General features: G+C 71.7%; 2 protein-coding genes (both only partly in view). Both read left to right on the top strand.

Annotation, left to right across the window (positions count from 1 at the left end):
* Positions 1 to 13785, top strand: partial view of a non-ribosomal peptide synthetase gene (locus C1701_RS17200; RefSeq protein WP_103056250.1) — the 3' portion only. Its footprint begins 13776 nt before the window's first position; only the last 13785 of its 27561 coding nucleotides appear in the window; its start codon lies off the left edge, out of view; the stop codon is at positions 13783 to 13785.
* A protein-coding gene (locus C1701_RS17205) for a non-ribosomal peptide synthetase (protein WP_103056251.1) crosses the window boundary here: on the top strand, positions 13782 to 18832 show its beginning. It continues 10693 nt past the right edge of the window; only the first 5051 of its 15744 coding nucleotides appear in the window; it begins with the start codon at positions 13782 to 13784; its stop codon lies beyond the right edge, outside the window. The genes C1701_RS17200 and C1701_RS17205 overlap by 4 nt, the downstream gene beginning before the upstream one ends.

Raw genomic sequence — 18832 nt, forward strand, 5'->3', positions numbered from 1 at the left:
GTCCTGATCGGTGACGTCCGCAACGCCGACACCCTCCGCGCGCTGCACACCGGCATCCACCTGGCGAGGCACCCCGGGGGGAGGAAGCCGAGACCGGCTCCGCTGCGCGTCGCCGTGGACCGCGCCGTGCTCCTGGAGAAGGAGCTGGTGGTGGCGCCCCGCTTCTTCGGCCGGTTCGCCGACCGCGTGGACGGGCTGGAGATCAGGTTGAAGCGGGGTGACTACCACAACGAGCTGACCCGGCACCGCTACGAGGTGGTGATGCACCGGAAGCCCTCGGAGGTGGTGTCACTCGAGGACGCGCCCGCCCTTGTCTGGGGGCGGGACGTGGTGTCCCTCGCCGGACTTCCCGGCACGCTGGAGCACCCGCTCCGCATCACGGGTCTGCCGAACGCGAGGATCGCGGGCGAGGCGTTCGACCACCACGGGCGCCCGCTCGTCGTCGACGGCGTCGACCCCGAGGACGTCGCCAGCTGGGGTGAGCGGCGAGGGCTCCTGGTGGTCACCACCTGGCACCCCCGGTCACCGGAACTCTTCGACGCGGTGCTGCTGCCACCGACGTTGGCTGGGACGGCGCTGGCCGGAACGCACCGGACCGAACCGGACACCCGGCCGGCCGTGAACGAACCGACGACGGCCCGGGCCGTGACGGGACTGCCCAAGACCCTGCGGGAGTTCGCTACGCGTCACCTGCCCGCCCACCTGGTGCCCTCGGCCGTCGTTGTCCTCGGCGCCATGCCGCTCACACCGAGCGGGAAACTCGACCACCGTGCCCTGCCCGCTCCGGCGTTCGTCTCGGAGGGGCTCCGCGCGCCACGCACCCCGAGGGAGGCAGTGCTCTGCGAACTGTTCGCGGACGTCCTCGGTTCGACCTCGGTCGGCGTCGATGACGACTTCTTCGCCCTGGGGGGCCACTCGCTGTTGGCGACCCGGTTGGCGAGCCGGATTCGCTCGGTCCTCGGTGTCGAGATGGGTATCCGCGCCCTGTTCGAAACCCCGACGGTGGCTGGCCTCGCGGCCCGGTTGCCGGGTGGACCGGTCCGGGAACCCCTGGTGCGGCAGCCGCGTCCGGATGTGGTTCCGCTGTCCTTCGCGCAGCAACGCCTGTGGTTCCTCTACAAGGTGGAGGGCCCCTCGGCCACCTACAACATGCCCGTCACGCTGCGGCTCACCGGGCGTCTGGACGAGGAGGCGCTGACGGCGGCCGTCCACGACGTGGTGGGCCGGCACGAGGCGCTGCGCACCGTGTTCCCCGAAACCAACGGCACACCACACCAGCACGTGCTCGCCCTCGACGAGGTCGACCTGGGCTGGGAGACGAGGACGGCCACCGAGCGGGCCCTGCCACGGCTGTTGGCCGAGGTCGCCCGGCACGGCTTCGACCTCGCCACCGACGCCCCGATCCGGGTGTGGCGGTTCGACCTGGCCTCGGACGACCGAGTGCTCGTGCTCGCCATGCACCACATCGCCGGCGACGGCTGGTCGATGGCTCCGCTCGTCCGCGACCTGGTGGCGGCGTACACGGCGAGGCTTGACGGGCACGAACCCGGCTGGGAGCCGCTGCCGGTGCAGTACGCCGACTACACGGTGTGGCAGCACCGGGTGCTCGGCACGCTGGAGGCCCCGGAGAGCGTCCTCTCCAGCCAGGTCCGGTACTGGACCGACCAGCTCGCCGGGCTCCCGGAGACCCTGCCGCTCCCGACGGACCGGCCCCGCCCGCCGGTAGCGTCACACCGCGGCGGTTTCCTGGAGTTCGCTCTGCCCGCGCCGTTGCACGAAGGCATGCTGGCGCTGTCCGGCCAGCACGGTGCCACGGTGTTCATGCTGCTCCAGGCGGGTATGGCCGCGCTGTTGACCCGCCTGGGCGCGGGCACCGACATCCCCCTCGGGGCACCGATCGCGGGCCGGACCGACCAGGCGCTTGATGACCTCGTCGGGTTCTTCGTCAACACCCTGGTGCTGCGGACCGACACCTCCGGTGATCCCACCTTCGCGGAACTGGTCGAACAGGTCCGGGAACGGAGCCTGTCGGCGTACGCGAACCAGGACGTGCCCTTCGAAACCCTCGTCGAGGTGCTCAATCCTCGGCGCTCCCAAGCACACCACCCGCTGTTCCAGGTCGCGTTGGCCCTGCAGAACGCGTCAGCGCCGACACTGGAGCTGCCGGGCCTGGTCGTCACGCCGTGGACCGCGCACACCGGAACGGCGCGGTTCGACCTCCTGTTCTCCCTGACCGAGCGTGTCCGCCCCGAGGACGGGCGGTCGGACGGCGCGACGGGATTCGTCGAGTACGCGACGGACCTGTTCGACCGGCACACCGTCGAACTCCTGGTCGAGCACTGGTTGCGTCTGCTCGAACAGTTCGTCGCCGACCCGCACCGCCCGATCAGCCACGCGGAGCTCGTGGGGACCGAGGGTTCCGCGTCCGCCCCCGCCGTCCGGCGGGAGGTGCGACCCGGGCAGCTCCTCCCCGACCTGTTCGTGGCGCAGGCGTCGCGCACCCCGGACGCGGTGGCGGTGACCGACGGTTCCTCGGAGTTGACCTACGCGGAGCTCGACGCGCGGTCGAACCGGCTGGCCCACTGGTTGACCAGCAAGGAGGTGGGGCCGGAGGACCTGGTCGGCGTACTGGTGCCCCGGTCGGTCGAGACCGTCGTGACGATCCTGGGAGTGCTCAAGAGCGGTGCGGCGTACCTGCCGCTCGACCCGGACTACCCGGCCGACCGCCTGGCGTTCATGCTGGCCGACGCCCGCCCCACCCAGGTGCTCGCCACCACTTCCCTGGCGGAACGGCTCGGCGCCCTCCACGAGGGCACCGCCCTGCTGGACACCCTGGGTGGGGAACTGGCCGTCATGCCGTCGACCGCACCCACCGACGACGAGCGTCGGCAGCCCCTCCTGCCGGACCACCCGGCCTACGTGATGTACACATCGGGGTCCACCGGAACGCCCAAGGGCGTGGTCGTCCCGCACCGCGGGCTTCGTGACCTCGTCAGCTTCGCCATCGCGGACCTGGGGCCCCGTCGTCTCGGGAGGATGCTCGCGACCACGTCGCTGAACTTCGACGTCTCGGTCTTCGAAATGTTCCCGCCGCTGGCGTGCGGCGGGACGGTCGAGGTCGTCAACGACCTGCTGGGACTGCTCGACCGGGACGTTGACGCGCCCACCGGACTGCTCAGCGCCGTTCCCTCGGCGTTCACCCAGTTCTTCGAGGCGGCGGCACATCCGCCCACCGTGGACACCGTGGTGTTCGGCGGCGAGGCGATCCCGGTGAATCTCGTCGAGATGTTGCACGACGTGTCACCGGGCTGTCGGGTCGTCAACATCTACGGCCCCACCGAGGCGACGGTGTTCGTCACGCGGTGGTACTCCGACGAGCGGGTCGCGGCCGTTCCCCCCATCGGCGAGCCGACGGCATCGACCGTCGTGCGGGTGCTGGACGACAGGTTGCGTCCGGTGCCGGCCGGGGTCAGCGGCGAACTCTACGTCGGCGGAGGCCAGCTCGCGCGGGGCTACCTGCGGCGACCAGGTCTCACCGCGGGTCGGTTCGTGGCCAATCCCTTCGGGCCGGCCGGCTCCCGGATGTACCGGACCGGCGATGTCGTGCGGTGGAACGCGGCGGGCGAACTGGAATTCCTCGGCCGGTCCGACGACCAGGTCAAGGTCCGCGGCTACCGGATCGAACCGGGTGAGGTCGAAGCCGCCCTGCGGTCACATCCGGAGGTGGCGCACTCGGTGGTGGTCGTCCGGGAGGACCAGCCTGGTGACCGCCGCCTGGTCGGGTACGTCGTGCCCGGGGACGGGGATGGGGGCGAGGACGTCGCGGGGAAACTCAGCGAGTGGCGGGAGACCTACGACTCCCTGTACACCGACTCGCGCATCGACGTCTTCGGGGAGGACTTCACCGGGTGGGACAGCTCCTACTCCGGGGCGCCGATCCCCCTACCGGAGATGCGGGAATGGCGCGACGCCATCGTCTCCCTCATCCGATCCCACCACCCACGCCGCATCCTGGAGGTCGGCGTCGGCACGGGTCTCCTGCTCTCCCGCCTCGCCCCCGACTGCGACGAGTACTGGGGCACCGACTTCTCCGGCGCCGTCATCGAACGCCTCACCGCCGAGGTCACCTCGGCCGGTCTCCACGACCGGGTCGTCCTCCGCCACCAGGCCGCCGACGTGGTGGACGGCCTGCCCACCGACCACTTCGACACCATCGTGCTCAACTCGGTCGCGCAGTACTTCCCGGGAGGCGCGTACCTGGAGCGGGTGCTGGACGGCCTGCTGGACGTCCTGGCGCCGGGCGGTCGCGTCATCGTGGGTGATGTCAGGAACCTCCGGACGGTCGAGGCACTGCACACGGCGGTGCAACGACGTCGGCACGGGGTGGTGGGCTCCGGGCTGGCCGCCGCGGTGCGGCACGCCGTGCACCGGGAACGGGAACTGCTCGTCGCCCCGGAGTTCTTCGCGGGTCTGGCGGCCAGGGACCGAAGGGTGGGGGCCGTCGACCTGCGGCTCAAGCGGGGCGGCCACCACAACGAGCTGACCAGGCACCGGTACGAGGTCGTGTTGCACAAGGAGCCGGCCAGGGCGCTGGACCTGGGGGCCGCCCCGGTGTCGGAGTGGGGCTCCGCCATCGGCTCCCTGGACGAACTGGTCGCGCGCGTGGAGGACCCCGTCCGCGTCACCGGCCTGCCCAACGCCCGACTCGCCGGGGAGTCCAGGGAACAGGTGGGTTCCCTGGTCGACCCGGAGGACGTCGTCGCCTGGGCCGCCGAACGGGGGCTGTCGGCGTACCCGACGTGGTCGTCGGAGTCCCCGGACCTCTTCGACGTCGTCCTGGTCCCGGCCTCGCTCGACCAGACGGTGGTGACCGGCTCGTACCTCGCCTCGGCCGCCTCGGCCGGCGAGGTCGTCAACGTGCCCTTCGCGGCGCTGGCGACGGACGAGTTGCTCGCATCCGTCCGCGCGCACGCGGCGGGACGACTGCCGGAGTACATGGTGCCCTCCGCGCTCGTCGCGATTCCCGAGATTCCCCTGAGCCCGAACGGGAAGCTCGACCGGCGGGCCCTTCCCGCTCCGGTGACGGCCTCCGCGGTGAGCACCGGCAGGCTCTCCTCGGTCGAGGAGGTGCTGTGCGGCCTGTTCGGCGAGGTCCTGGGGGTCACCGACGTCGGGGTGGATGACGACTTCTTCCTGTTGGGCGGTCATTCCCTCCTGGCGACCCGCCTGGTGAGCCGGGTCAGGGCGGTGTTGGGCGTCGAACTGCCGATCCGGGTGCTCTTCGACGCCTCGTCGGTACGGCGGCTGGTCAGCGGGTTGGGCTGGGACGGCGGCGTGCGGACGGAGTTGGGCGCGCGGGAACGACCGGAGGTCGTACCCCTGTCCTTCGCCCAACGCAGGCTGTGGTTCCTGTGGCGCTTCGAGGGCGCCTCCGCGACCTACAACATGCCGATGGCGCTGCGGCTGTCCGGCGAAGTGGACCTCCAGGCGCTGGGGGACGCCGTTCGCGACGTCGTCGGACGGCACGAGGCCCTCCGCACGATCTTCCCCGAGGTGGACGGTGAACCACGTCAGCTCGTCGTCTCCCCGGAGGCGGCTGTCGTCGACTGGGCCACGCTCGACGTCACCGAGGACCAGCTTCCGACGGTGACCGGGGCGCTGGCCCGCCAGCCGTTCGACCTGGGCCGCGACCTCCCGGTGCGCGGGCGTGCCCTCACCGTCGGTCCGGGCGAGCACGTGCTGATGCTGGTGACGCACCACATCGCCGGCGACGGGTGGTCAGTGGCGCCGCTGGTCCGTGATCTGGTCGCCGCCTACACGGCACGCCGCTCCGACACCGCGCCCGCGTGGTCGCCGCTCCCGGTGCAGTACGCCGACTACACGCTGTGGCAGCGGGACCTCCTCGGTGAGGTGGACGACCCGGGCAGCCTGTTCTCCCGCCAGGTCGACTACTGGCGGGACCAGCTGGCGGGACTGGGCGGGGTCGTCAGCCTGCCCACCGACCGGCCCCGCCCCGCGGTGGCGTCGTTCCTCGGCGACACCGTCGAGTTCGACCTCGGCACCGAGATCAGCGGGCGGGTCGCGGACGTCGCCCGCCAGACCGGCGCGACCGTGTTCATGGTCCTCCAGGCGAGTCTGGCCGCCCTGCTGTCCCGTTGGGGCGCCGGAACGGACATCCCGCTGGGCAGCGGGGTCGCCGGCCGCACGGACGAGGCACTGGAGGATCTGGTCGGGTTCTTCGTCAACACCGTGGTACTGCGAGCGGACGTGTCAGGTGACCCTTCCTTCCGCGAACTGGTGCGCCGGGTACGGGAGCGGAGCCTGGGTGCCTTCGCGCACCAGGACGTCCCGTTCGACCACCTGGTGGAGGTACTGAACCCGGACCGTTCGCCGGCGTACCACCCGATGTTCCAGGTCGCGATGGTGCTCCAGAACACGCCGGAGGCGAACCTGACCGTGCCCGGCGCGACCGTGAGCCCGTTGTCGACGAGCACGGGAACGGCCCGCTTCGACCTGCTGGTCTCCCTCACGGAGGACTCGGCTGACGGCGGGAACCTCACGGGCTTCGTCGAGTACGCCACCGATCTGTTCGACCGGACGACCATCACGGGGTTCCTCGCACGGTGGACGCGGGTCCTCGAGCAGGTCACCGGTGATCTCGACGTGCCGGTCCAGCGGCTGGACCTCGTCGGTGACGTCGAACGCGGTCGAGTCCTGCTGGAGTGGAACGACTCCGGTCGGGATGTCCGCCACCTCCCGTTGGGAGAGTTGATCGGAGAGCACGTCGACCGCGACGGCTCGGCGATCGCCGTTGCCTCGGCGGAGGTCCACCTCACCTACGCGGAATTGGACGCCCGCGCCAACCGGTTGGCGCGATGGCTGGGTGAGCAGGGCGTGGGCGCCGGCTCGGTGGTCGGGCTGCGGCTGCCGCGCTCCGTCGACCTGGTGGTGGCCGTGCTCGCGGTGTCCAGGTCGGGGGCCGCGTTCCTGCCGTTGGACCCCACCTACCCGCGGGACCGGTTGGACCTCATGGTCGCCGACGCGCGGCCGGTGCTCGTCGTCGACGAGGCGGTCCTGGCCCGTGACCGGTCCCACCTGCCGGCCAGTCGACCGGAGGTCGTGGTGGATCCGGCCGGCGCCGCCTACGTCATCTACACGTCGGGCTCGTCGGGTGCTCCCAAGGGCGTGGTGGTCTCCCACCTCGGGCTCTCCGGCCTCGCGCTCGCACACCGCGAGGAGCTGGACATCGGGCCCGGGGGGCGGGTGCTGCAGTTCGCCTCCCCCAGCTTCGACGCCTCGGTGTGGGAGCTGGTCATGGCGCTGGGCACTGGCGCGACGTTGGTCGTGGCCGGGGAGGGGACGCTGGTCGGCGACTCCCTGACCACCGCTCTGGTGGAGGGGCGCGTCAGCCACGCCACCCTGCCGCCCTCGGTCCTGGCGACGCTCTCCCCCGCGGACTTGCCGGAACTGCGCACCGTGGTCGTCGCTGGTGAGGCGATGCCCTCGGACCTGGTCCGGCTGTGGGCGCCGGGTCGCCGACTGATCAACGCCTACGGCCCCACGGAGACGACGGTCTGCGCGACGATGAGCCGCCCGTTGACCGGAGGGTCGGCGCCCATCGGTTCCCCGATGCCCAACACCAGGGCGTACGTGTTGGACGACCGGCTGCGTCCTGTCGCCCCGGGCGACGCCGCGGAGCTCTACGTGGCGGGCGATCCGTTGGCACTCGGTTACCTCGCGCGGGCCGGCGTCACGGCCGGCCGTTTCGTGGCCAACCCCTTCGGGCCGGCCGGTTCCCGGATGTACCGGACCGGCGACGTCGTGCGGTGGAACACGGCGGGCGAACTGGAATTCCTCGGTCGCGCCGACGACCAGGTCAAGCTGCGCGGCCACCGGGTCGAGCCGGGCGAGGTCGAAGCGGCGCTACGCCTGCACCCGCGGGTGGACCAGGCCGTGGTGGGCGTGTTCGGCGACCGCCTCGTCGGGTACGTGGTCCCGGCGGAGGCCGCGGCGGAGGGCTCCGACGCGGAGCTGGTGGAGGAGTGGCGTCAGACCTACGACTCGATCTACTCCCGACCGGCCGAGGGCGCGTTCGGGGAGGACTTCACCGGGTGGGACAGCTCCTACTCCGGGGCGCCGATCCCCCTACCGGAGATGCGGGAATGGCGCGACGCGATCGTCTCCCTCATCCGATCCCACCACCCACGCCGCATCCTGGAGGTCGGCGTCGGCACGGGTCTCCTGCTCTCCCGCCTCGCCCCCGACTGCGACGAGTACTGGGGCACCGACTTCTCCGGCGCCGTCATCGAACGCCTCACCGCCGAGGTCACCTCGGCCGGTCTCCACGACCGGGTCGTCCTCCGCCACCAGGCCGCCGACGTGGTGGACGGCCTGCCCACCGACCACTTCGACACCATCGTGCTCAACTCGGTCGCGCAGTACTTCCCCGATGCCACCTACCTGGTCAGGGTGGTCGAGCGGGCCATCCGGCTGCTGGCACCGGGCGGGAGGGTCGTGCTGGGTGACGTGCGGAACCTGGACACGGCCCGAGCACTGCACTCGGCGGTGCACCTGCGCCGAGCCGGCGTACGGGCGGACAGCGCCGCGCTGGACCGCGCGGTGTCCGCTGACCGGGAACTGATGCTCGCACCGGCCTTCTTCCACCGCTTCGACGGGGCGGACATGGCGGTTGAGGTGCGGCTCAAGCGGGGCGGACACCACAACGAGCTGACCAGGCACCGGTACGAGGTGGTGCTGCACAAGCAGCCGGAGGACGTGCTGCGGTTGGCTGGGGTACCTGAGCTGGCCTGGGAGGACGTGGGCGCCGTGCCCGCGTTGGGCACGGTGGCGATCCCGGTCCGGGTCACCGGGATCCCGAACGCGCGCCTGGTCACCGAACGAGGCGAGCGGGTGCGGGCCGGTGTGGATCCGGAGGAGATCGCCACCTGGGGCGAGCGGCACGGGATCACCGTCCTCACCACCTGGTCGGCGGACCCGGAGTCGTTCGATGCCGTGTTGCACCGCGGGAACGCGGCCGCCGCGACGGTCGGCCTCCACCGAGCGGCCAAGAGCACGGGCGCACCGCTGGCGAACGACCCCTCGGCGCGGTCCGACCGGGGCCGGCTGGGCGGGGAGCTCCGGGACTTCCTCGCCCGGCGCCTCCCCGACGTCATGGTGCCCTCGACGGTCCTGCTGATCGACGCGGTCCCCTTGACCGCCAACGGCAAGGTCGACCGCCGGAAGCTGCCGGTCCCCTCAGAGCCGAGGACAGCCGGTGACGGCGGGACCTGCTCCCCGGTCGAGGCGGTCCTGTGCGACCTGTTCGCCGAGGTCCTCGGGGCGAGTGCCGTCGCGGTGACCGACGACTTCTTCGCGTTGGGCGGGCACTCGCTGTTGGCGACCCGCCTGGTGAGCCGGGTCCGCGCGGTCCTGGGCGTGGAACTCCCCGTCCGGGCGCTGTTCGAAGCGCCCACGGTGCGGGGCCTCGCCGGGCGGTTGGGCTCGGCGGGGGCGGCACGCCCGCCGCTGCGCCCAGTTGCTCGTCCGGACGTCGTACCCCTGTCCTTCGCGCAACAGCGACTCTGGTTCGTGCACAGGATGGACGGCGGTTCACCGGCCTACAACATGCCGATGGCGCTCCGGTTGTCGGGTGAGCTGGACCGGCACGCCCTGCGCTCAGCTCTCGGTGACGTCATCGATCGGCACGAGGCGCTTCGCACGGTCTTCCCCGAGGTTGATGGGGCCCCGCACCAACTGGTGCTCCCGGCGGGAACGACCCGTCCGCACTGGACGGAGCGGGACGTGTCGGAGGGCGAGCTCGCCGAGGTGGTCTCACGGGAAGCGGAGCGGTGCGTCGACCTGGCCACCGAGCCGCCGGTGCGCGCGGCGCTGTTCAGGTTGGCCGAGGACGAACACGTACTGGTCCTGGTAGTCCACCACATCGCGGGTGACGGCTGGTCGATGGCGCCGATGACCGAGAACCTGGCCGACGCCTACACGGCGCGTCGTGCCGGTCGCGCCCCGTCCTGGACGCCACTGGCGGTGCAGTACGTGGACTACACGCTCTGGCAGCGGGAGCTGCTGGGGGACCCGGGGAGCCCGGACAGCCTCTACTCGAAGCAGATCGACTACTGGCGTTCCGAACTGGCGGATTTGCCTGATCTCACCACCCTGCCCCCCGACCGGCCTCGTCCGGCCACCGCCTCGTTCCGAGGATCCCGCCGGTACTTCGAGTTCGACGTTGACCACCACCGGGCGTTGGGCTCGCTGGCGGAGCGGTGTGGCGCGACGCTGTTCATGGTGGTGCAGGCGAGTCTCGCCGCACTGTTGTCCCGGTCTGGCGCGGGCACCGATATCCCACTGGGCAGTGGTGTCGCCGGCCGGTCGGACGTGGCGCTGGACGACGCGGTCGGGTTCTTCGTCAACACGCTGGTGCTCCGCGCGGACCTGTCCGGTGACCCTTCCTTCCGCGAACTGGTCGGCCGGGTACGGGAACGGAGCCTGGGCGCGTTCGCACACCAGGATGTGCCGTTCGAACACGTCGTGGAGGTGCTGAACCCGGAGCGCTCCCCAGCCCACCACCCGTTGTTCCAGGTGGCGGTGGTGTTGCAGAACGCCCCCGCGTCGGATGTGGGTTTCACCGGGCTCAGGTTGACGGCGGAGACGGCGGAGACCGGGACCTCCCGGTTCGACCTGTTCGTCTCGTTGACCGAACGACCAGGTGTCGACGGCACTGGCGGGTCGGGGATCGAGGGGTTCGTGGAGTACGCGACCGACCTGTACGACGAGGCCACCATCGTCGCCCTGGTGGACCGGTGGAGTCGTCTGCTCACAGGGGTCCTGGCCGACCCGGACATCCCGGTCAGCGAGGTGGAGCTGACCAGTTCGGGGGACCGGACGAGACTGTTGACGGAGTGGAACCGCCCCGAACTGGGCGTGGAACCCGTCGTGCTCACCGATCTGATCGGCGTTCACGTCGAGCGGACCCCCGATGCCGTCGCGATCTCGAGCGGCGGGTCGAGAGTGCTGTCCTACCGCGAGCTGGACGCGCGGACCAATCGGGTGGCTCGATGGTTGCGGGAGCGCGGTGTGCGGCGGGGTGACCTCGTGGGCCTGCGGCTCCCCCGGTCCTGGGAATCGGTGGTGGCGGCCGTCGCGGTGGTCAAGGCGGGAGCGGCGTTCCTCCCGATGGACCCGGCCTACCCGGAGGACCGGTTGGCGTTCATGGTCGCCGACGCCCGTCCGGTGCTCGTCCTCGACCACCTGCCCTCCGAGGAGGAGGTGGCGGCCTGGCCGGATTCGGCACCCGGGCACTCCCCTCACCCTGATGACGCGGCCTACGTCATCTACACCTCGGGGTCGTCGGGAACCCCGAAGGGCGTCGTGGTCTCGCACCGCGGCTTCGCCAGCCTGGTCACGGCGCACCGCGACGGGCTGGGGGTCGGGCCCGGCCACCGCGTGCTCCAGTTCGCCTCACCCAGCTTCGACGCCTCGGTGTGGGAGCTGGTCATGGCGCTGGCTTCCGGTGCGACACTGGTCGTGGCCCGCGACGAACAGCTCAGCGGCGAGGAGCTGTCCCGTGTCCTCACCTCGAACCGGATCACGCACCTGACGGTTCCACCGTCGGTGTTGGCGACGGTTCCCGAAGGGGCCATGCCGGACCTGGCGGTGATCGTCGTGGCGGGTGAGGCGCTGCCGACCGATCTGGCCCAGCGGTGGGCACTGGGACGCCTGCTGGTCAACGCCTACGGACCGACGGAGACGACGGTCTGCGCCACCGTGAGCGGCCCGCTGGGCGGTAGGACGGCACCCATCGGTTCCCCGTTCGCGGGGAACTCCGTCCACGTCCTCGACGAGCGGCTGCGCCTGGTCCCCCCGGGTGTTCCTGGTGAGCTGTACGTGGCCGGCGATCTGCTGGCACGAGGTTACCTGCACCGCCCCGGATTGACCGCCAGCCGATTCGTGGCCCACCCCTTCGGGGGGGCCGGTGGCCGCATGTACCGCACGGGCGACGTGGTGCGGTGGACCTCGGCCGGGGAGCTGGAGTTCCTGGGGCGAGCCGACGACCAGGTCAAGCTCCGCGGGTTCCGGGTCGAACCGGGCGAGGTCGAGGCCGCCCTGCGCACCCACCCGCACGTGGGGCAGGCCGTCGTCGTGATCCGCGAGGACCGCCCGGGAGATCCGAGACTGGCCGGGTACGTCACGCCAGCCGACGCGGTGGACCTGGAAAGCGGGCGACTCGGCGACGCGGTCGAGGAGTGGCGGGAGACCTACGACTCCGTCTACTCCGCGCAGGGCGACCCCGCCCTCGGCGAGGACTTCGCGGGCTGGGACGACTCCTACACGGGTAAGACCATTCCGCTGGACCAGATGCGGGAGTGGCGGTCCGCCGCCGTGGACCGGATCCTCGGGCTGCGGCCCCGCCGGGTCCTGGAGATCGGGGTCGGTTCCGGCCTGGTCCTGGCCGAGGTGGCCCCGCACTGCGAGGAGTACTGGGGCACCGACTTCTCCGCTCCCGCGGTGCACCGGTTGTCGGAGCGAGTCGCCGACGCCGGGCTCGACGACCGGGTGGTGTTGCGGTGCCAGGCAGCGGACGACACCGAGGGGCTTCCCACCGGGTTCTTCGACACCATCGTCCTGAACTCGGTGGTCCAGTACTTCCCCGACGAGGACTACCTCCGTCACGTGCTCGACGGCGCCTTCGAGTTGCTGGCACCCGGTGGACGGATCGTCGTGGGCGACGTGCGGAACCTCGCCACGCTGCGTGCCCTGCGCACCGCGATCCACACCACGAGGACCGGGCTACCCGCGTCGGCACCGGAGGTCCCGGTGGCGGTGGAGCAGGCGGTGATGGGCGAGAAGGAGTTGGTGATCGCGCCGGAGTTCTTCGCCCGGTTCGCGGACCGCGCCGCGGTGGACATCCGTCTCAAACGCGGTGCGCACCACAACGAACTGACCAGGCACCGGTACGAGGTGGTGCTGCACGGTCAGCCGGTGGACGCCGTGGACCTGGCTGCGGCCCCCGAGGTGGTGTGGGGGCGGGACGTGACCGACCTGGCTGACCTCCCACGTGCGCACGGGGGCCCGCTGCGGATCACAGGCATGCCCAACGTGCGGCTGCTCGGGGAGTCCGGCCAGACCTCGCGGTCCGCGATGGACCCGGAACTGGTGGCCGTCCGGGCCGAACGGTCGGGGCTGACACCGCTGCTCACGTGGAACACGACGCGCCCGGACCACTTCGACGTCGTCCTGCTCCCCGGCGAGGCTTCCGCCTACACGGGGGTGCACGTTCCCGCCCTCGACGTACCCCTGGTCAACGACCCCGCCAGGGCGCGGCGGATCGCTCGGGTCGCCGGTGAGCTACGCGGTTACCTGGCCGACCGGCTACCCGAACACCTGATCCCGGCCTCGGTCCAGATGCTCCCGACGATCCCGTTGACGCCCAACGGGAAGGTCGACAGAGGGCGACTGCCCGCGCCGAGGAGCACGACCGCCACGGGTGGCCGACCGCCGGAGACCGAGGAGGAGAAGGTGCTCTGCGGTCTGATGTCAGAGGTGCTGGGGCTCGACGTGGTCGGCGTCGACGACGACTTCTTCGTCCTGGGTGGCCACTCGTTGTTGGCCACGACCCTGATCAGCAGGATTCGGACCGTACTGGGCCGAGAGCTGGCCATTCAGGCACTGTTCTCGGCCCCGACCGCCGCGGGCATGGCCGCGCGGCTCGCGGATCCGCCCCGTCGTAGGCCGGCGCTCCGGCCCCGCCCGAGGCCGGAGGAGGCCCAGTGATCCCCCTGTCCTACGCACAGCGCAGGCTGTGGTTCCTCGACCGGTTGGAAGGGCCCTCTGCCGGCTACAACATGCCGCTCGCCCTGCGGCTCTCCGGCCACATCGCCCCGGACGCACTGCGCGCCGCGCTGTGCGACGTGGTCGACCGCCACGAGGCGCTGCGCACGGTGTTCCCGGAGGTCGACGGGGAACCACGGCAACGCATCCTCCCCCCGGGGACCATCCCGTCCTGGGCCACCCGACGGGTGGAGCCGACCGAACTGGTGGCGGCGGCGGAGGAGGCGGGGCGGCATCACTTCGACCTCGCCGACGAGATCCCGATCCGCGCCACCCTCTTCGAGGTCGGCGAGGACGAGCACCTGCTGCTCCTGCTGGTGCACCACATCGCCGCCGACGGCTGGTCGCTTGGTCCGCTCACCGGGGACCTGCTCACCGCGTACCAGGCCAGACTGCGGGGCCGGGCACCCGAACTCCCGGCCCTGCCAGTGCAGTACGCGGACTACACGCTGTGGCAACGGGAACTCCTCGGCGACGAGGACGACCCGGGGAGCGTCTACTCCGAACAGGTCCGGTACTGGGTCGACCGGCTCGCCGGGGCCCCGGCCGTGCTGGAACTCCCGACCGACCGGCCCCGTCCGGCGACGGCGACGCACCAGGGCGCGACGCTGTCGTTCGCCCTCGACGCCGCGCTGCACCACGGGCTCGCCACGCTGGCACGGGAGTCCGGGGCCACGGTGTTCATGGTGTTGCAGGCCAGCATGGCCGCCCTGCTCACCCGCCTCGGTGCGGGGACGGACATCGTCCTCGGCGCGCCGATCGCTGGCCGCACCGACGACGCACTGCGCGAGCTGGTCGGGTTCTTCGTCAACACCCTCGTGCTGCGCACCGACACCTCCGGCGACCCGTCGTTCCGGGAGCTGGTCGGCCAGGTCCGGGCCCGCGCGGTGGAGGCGTTCGAGCACCAGGACGTGCCCTTCGAGCAGCTCGTCGAGGTGCTCAACCCGGTGCGGTCCATGGCGCACCACCCCGTGTTCCAGGTGACGTTGGCGCTGCAGAACCTGCCGGTGACGAGCGCCGAGTTGCCTGGGGTGAACATCACGGCGGCACCGCTCTCCACGGCGACCGCGCGGGTGGACCTCGCCATCAACCTGGCCGAGACGACGGACGACGCGGGACGACCGGCCGGGCTGACCGGGTCGGTGGAGTTCGCCACCGACCTGTTCGACGAGGCCGGGGTGCGTGGTGTGCTGACCCGGTGGCGGCGACTGCTCGACGCGCTGCTCACCGACCCCGACCTGTCGATCGCTGATCCGGTGCTGCTCGACCAGGCCGAGCTGGCCGAGATCCGTGCCGTCAACGAGACCACCGATGACCGGCGGGGCACGGTGTCGGACATGGTGGCTGAGCGGGCCGAGCGCGACCCGTCAGCGCCGGCGCTGGTGCGGGGTGCGACGACCCTGTCCTACGGGGAGCTGGAACGGGACGCCAACCGCCTCGCCCGGTGGTTGGTCGGGCGGGGTGTTGGCCCGGAGACCGTGGTCGGTGTGCTGCTCCCCAGGTCGGTGGAGTCGGTGGTCGTGACCTTGGCCTTGCTCAGGGCGGGAGCGGCCCACCTTCCTCTCGACCCAAGGCACCCGTCGCCACGCATCAGGTACGTGCTCGAGGACGCCCGTCCCGCGCTGGTGCTCTCCGACGCGGCCTCGGCGGGGGACCTGGCGGATGACCCCCGCGTTGTCCTGCTCGACGACGACCAGGTCGCGGAGGAACGCCGCCGGTGCCCGGATGGTCCGCCCCCGGCGACGGCCGTGGCGGCGAACGCCGCCTACGTGATCTACACCTCCGGCTCCACCGGCGCCCCCAAGGGGGTGGTGGTGACGGGTGGGGGGCTCGCGTCCCTGGCCAGGACGCAGGCCGAACGGTTCGGAGTGGGGGTGGGCAGTCGCCTGCTGCAGGCGGTGTCGCCCGGGTTCGACGTCGCTTTCGGAGACGTGTGCACGGCGTTGGCAGCCGGCGCGACCCTCGTGCTACCAGACGCCGACCAGGTCGCGGGCGAGGAACTGGCGGAGGTGCTCACCGCCCAACGGATCAGCCACGTCCAGCTGCCCGTCTCCACGGTGGAGACCGTCCCCGTCGACGTGGTCCCCCCGGGGATGACGCTGGTGATGGGTGGCGAGACCGCCTCCGCCGACCTGGTCGCCCGGTGGTCGAGGGGTCGGCGCGTCCACAACGCCTACGGGCCCACCGAGACGACGGTGTGCGCGACCACCGGTGAGCCCGACGGCGGCTGGCCCGTACCGATCGGAACGCCGATCGCCAACATGCGCGCCCACGTGCTCGACCACCGGTTGCGTGCTGTCCCTCCCGGCGTCACCGGTGAGCTGTACCTGGCGGGCGACGGCGTCGCCCGTGGCTATCTGGGGCGCCCTGGGCTGACCGGTCAACGGTTCGTGCCGGAACCCGCCGGGCCTCCCGGATCTCGGATGTACCGCACCGGTGACCTGGCTCGCCGCCTCCCCGGAGGCGGCCTGCGGTTCGTGGGGCGGGCCGACGACCAGGTCAAGATCCGGGGTTTCCGCGTGGAACCCGCCGAGACCGAGACCCTGCTGGCGGGGCTGCCCGGTGTACTTCGGGCGGCGGTGGTGGTGCGGCGGGACCGGCCGGCGGATCCGAGGCTGGTCGCCTACGTGACCGGCGCGGTGAACCCCGACGAACTGCGACGACTCGCCGCGGAGCGGGTTCCCGACCACCTGGTGCCCGCCGACGTGGTCGTCCTCGACAGCCTCCCGCTCGGTCCGACGGGAAAGCTCGACCAGTCGGCCCTGCCCGCACCCGTCCGGGTCGCTGGGGGCGGCGCTCGACGCCCACCGTCCACGCCTCAGGAGGAAGTGCTCAGCGGGCTCTTCGGTGAGGTGCTCGGTGTCGACGGGGTGGGGGTGGACGACGACTTCTTCGCCCTGGGGGGACATTCGCTGCTGGCCACCCGGCTGGCGAGTCGCGTTCGTTCGGTCACCGGTGTCGAACTGCCGATCCGGGCGCTGTTCGCCTCGCCCACCCCCGCGGCGCTGGCCCGTCACCTGCTCGCGGGTGGGGCGGCGCGGCCGAGGTTGCTCGCCACCGAACGCCCCGACCCGGTGCCCTTGTCCTTCGCCCAACGCAGGCTGTGGTTCCTGACCAAGCTCGAGGGACCCTCCTCGACTTACAACAGTCCGTTGGCGCTCACCCTTCGGGGGGAAGTCGACCGGGAGGCCCTGTCGCGCGCGTGGGCCGACGTCATCGGTCGGCATGAGAGCCTTCGCACCGTGTTCCCCGACCGGGACGGGGAGCCCTACCAGCGGATCCTGACCGCCGAGGAGGCCCAGATCCCGCTCACCGCCGTGGAGGTGCGCGGGGAGGAGTTGAACGACGCCGTCCACGAAGTCCTCGGACACCCGTTCGACCTGGTCAGTGAGCCCCCACTACGCGCGTGGCTGTTCACGGTCGGGCCCTCCGGCGAGGAGAGGGCATTCGAGCACGTACTGGTCGTGGTGATGCACCACATCGCCGGGGACGGCTCGTCCCTCGCCCCGCTGCTGCGGGACCTCGACACCGCCTACCGCGCCCGGCGTCGGGGAGCCGCGCCGGGGTGGGCCCCGCTACCCGCGCAGTACGCGGACTACGCGCTGTGGCAGCGGACCCTGCTGGGTGAGGTCACCGATGAGGGCAGCCTGGCCGCCCGGCAGTTGCGGTACTGGAGGGAGACCCTCGACGGGGCGCCCGCCCAGCTGGACCTGCCCGTCGACCGGCCGCGTCCGGCCACGGCCAGCTACCGGGGTGGAGCGGTCACCGTGCCGCTCGACGCCGAGGTCCACCAGGCGCTCCGGACGGTCGCGGCCGATCACCAGAGCACGCTGTTCATGGTGCTCCACGCGGCCTTCTCCGCCCTGCTCACCCGGCTGGGAGCGGGCACGGACATCCCGTTGGGGACCCCGCTCGCCGGACGCACGGACGACGCCGTGGACGACCTCGTCGGATTCTTCGTGAACACCCTCGTCCTACGGGTCGACACGTCGGGGGACCCGACGTTCAGCGAGTTGCTTGGTAGGGTGCGCACGGCCGACCTCGATGCCTACGCGCACCAGGACCTGCCGTTCGAGTACCTGGTCGAGGCGCTGAACCCGACCCGTTCGCTGGGCGGGAACGCCCTGTTCCAGGTGATGTTCGCGCTCCAGAACGTGGAGGCGCCGGTCATGCGGCTCGGCGACCTGGACGCGTCCCTGTACGGGTTGGAGGCCCGCACCTCCAAGTTCGACCTGTTCGTGACGGTCATGGACGGGAGCGTCACCGGGAAGGGCACGCCCGACCAGGAAGGGTTGGTCGTCCTCCTCGAGTACGCGGCTGACCTGTTCGACGCCGACACGGTGCGACGGATCGGCGAGTGGTACAGCCGGTTCCTGCGGGTCGTCGCCGACGCCCCGTCCACGCGTGTCGGTGCCGTGGAGTTCCTGAGCCTCGACGAACGCGATGGACTGGTCCTGGGCCGCAACCCCCACACCGACCCGGTGGCCGGGCACGAGCCCTGGCCGCACGAACACGTCGAACGCCAGGCGGCCAGGACGCCGAACGCCGTCGCGGTCATCGCCGAGGGGCGTACGACGACCTACCGGTACCTGAACGAGCGGGCCAATCGCCTCGCACGCCTGCTGGTGGCGCGGGGGGTTGGAGCGGACGACGTCGTCGCTCTCGCCCTGCCACGATCGGCCGACATGGTCGCCGCGATGCTGGCGGTGATGAAGGCGGGCGGCACCTATCTCCCGCTGGACCTCAGCCACCCGGTCGACCGGCTCTCGTTCCTCGTCGAGGACGCCAGCCCGGTCGTCGTCGTGACCACGGAGGAGGGGCTCCGTGGTCTGCCCTCCTCCGCACGGGGCACCCAGCCCGTCGTGCTGGGTGCGGAGGAGACGGAGCGGGAACTCGCCGCGCGGCCGGCGACCAACCTGTCCGGTCAGGACCGAGCGGCCGCGATCGACGCCAGGCACGCCGTGTACATCATCTACACCTCCGGATCGAC

The sequence above is a fragment of the Actinoalloteichus sp. AHMU CJ021 genome (assembly GCF_002895405.1).
Taxonomy (GTDB): domain Bacteria; phylum Actinomycetota; class Actinomycetes; order Mycobacteriales; family Pseudonocardiaceae; genus Actinoalloteichus_B; species Actinoalloteichus_B caeruleus.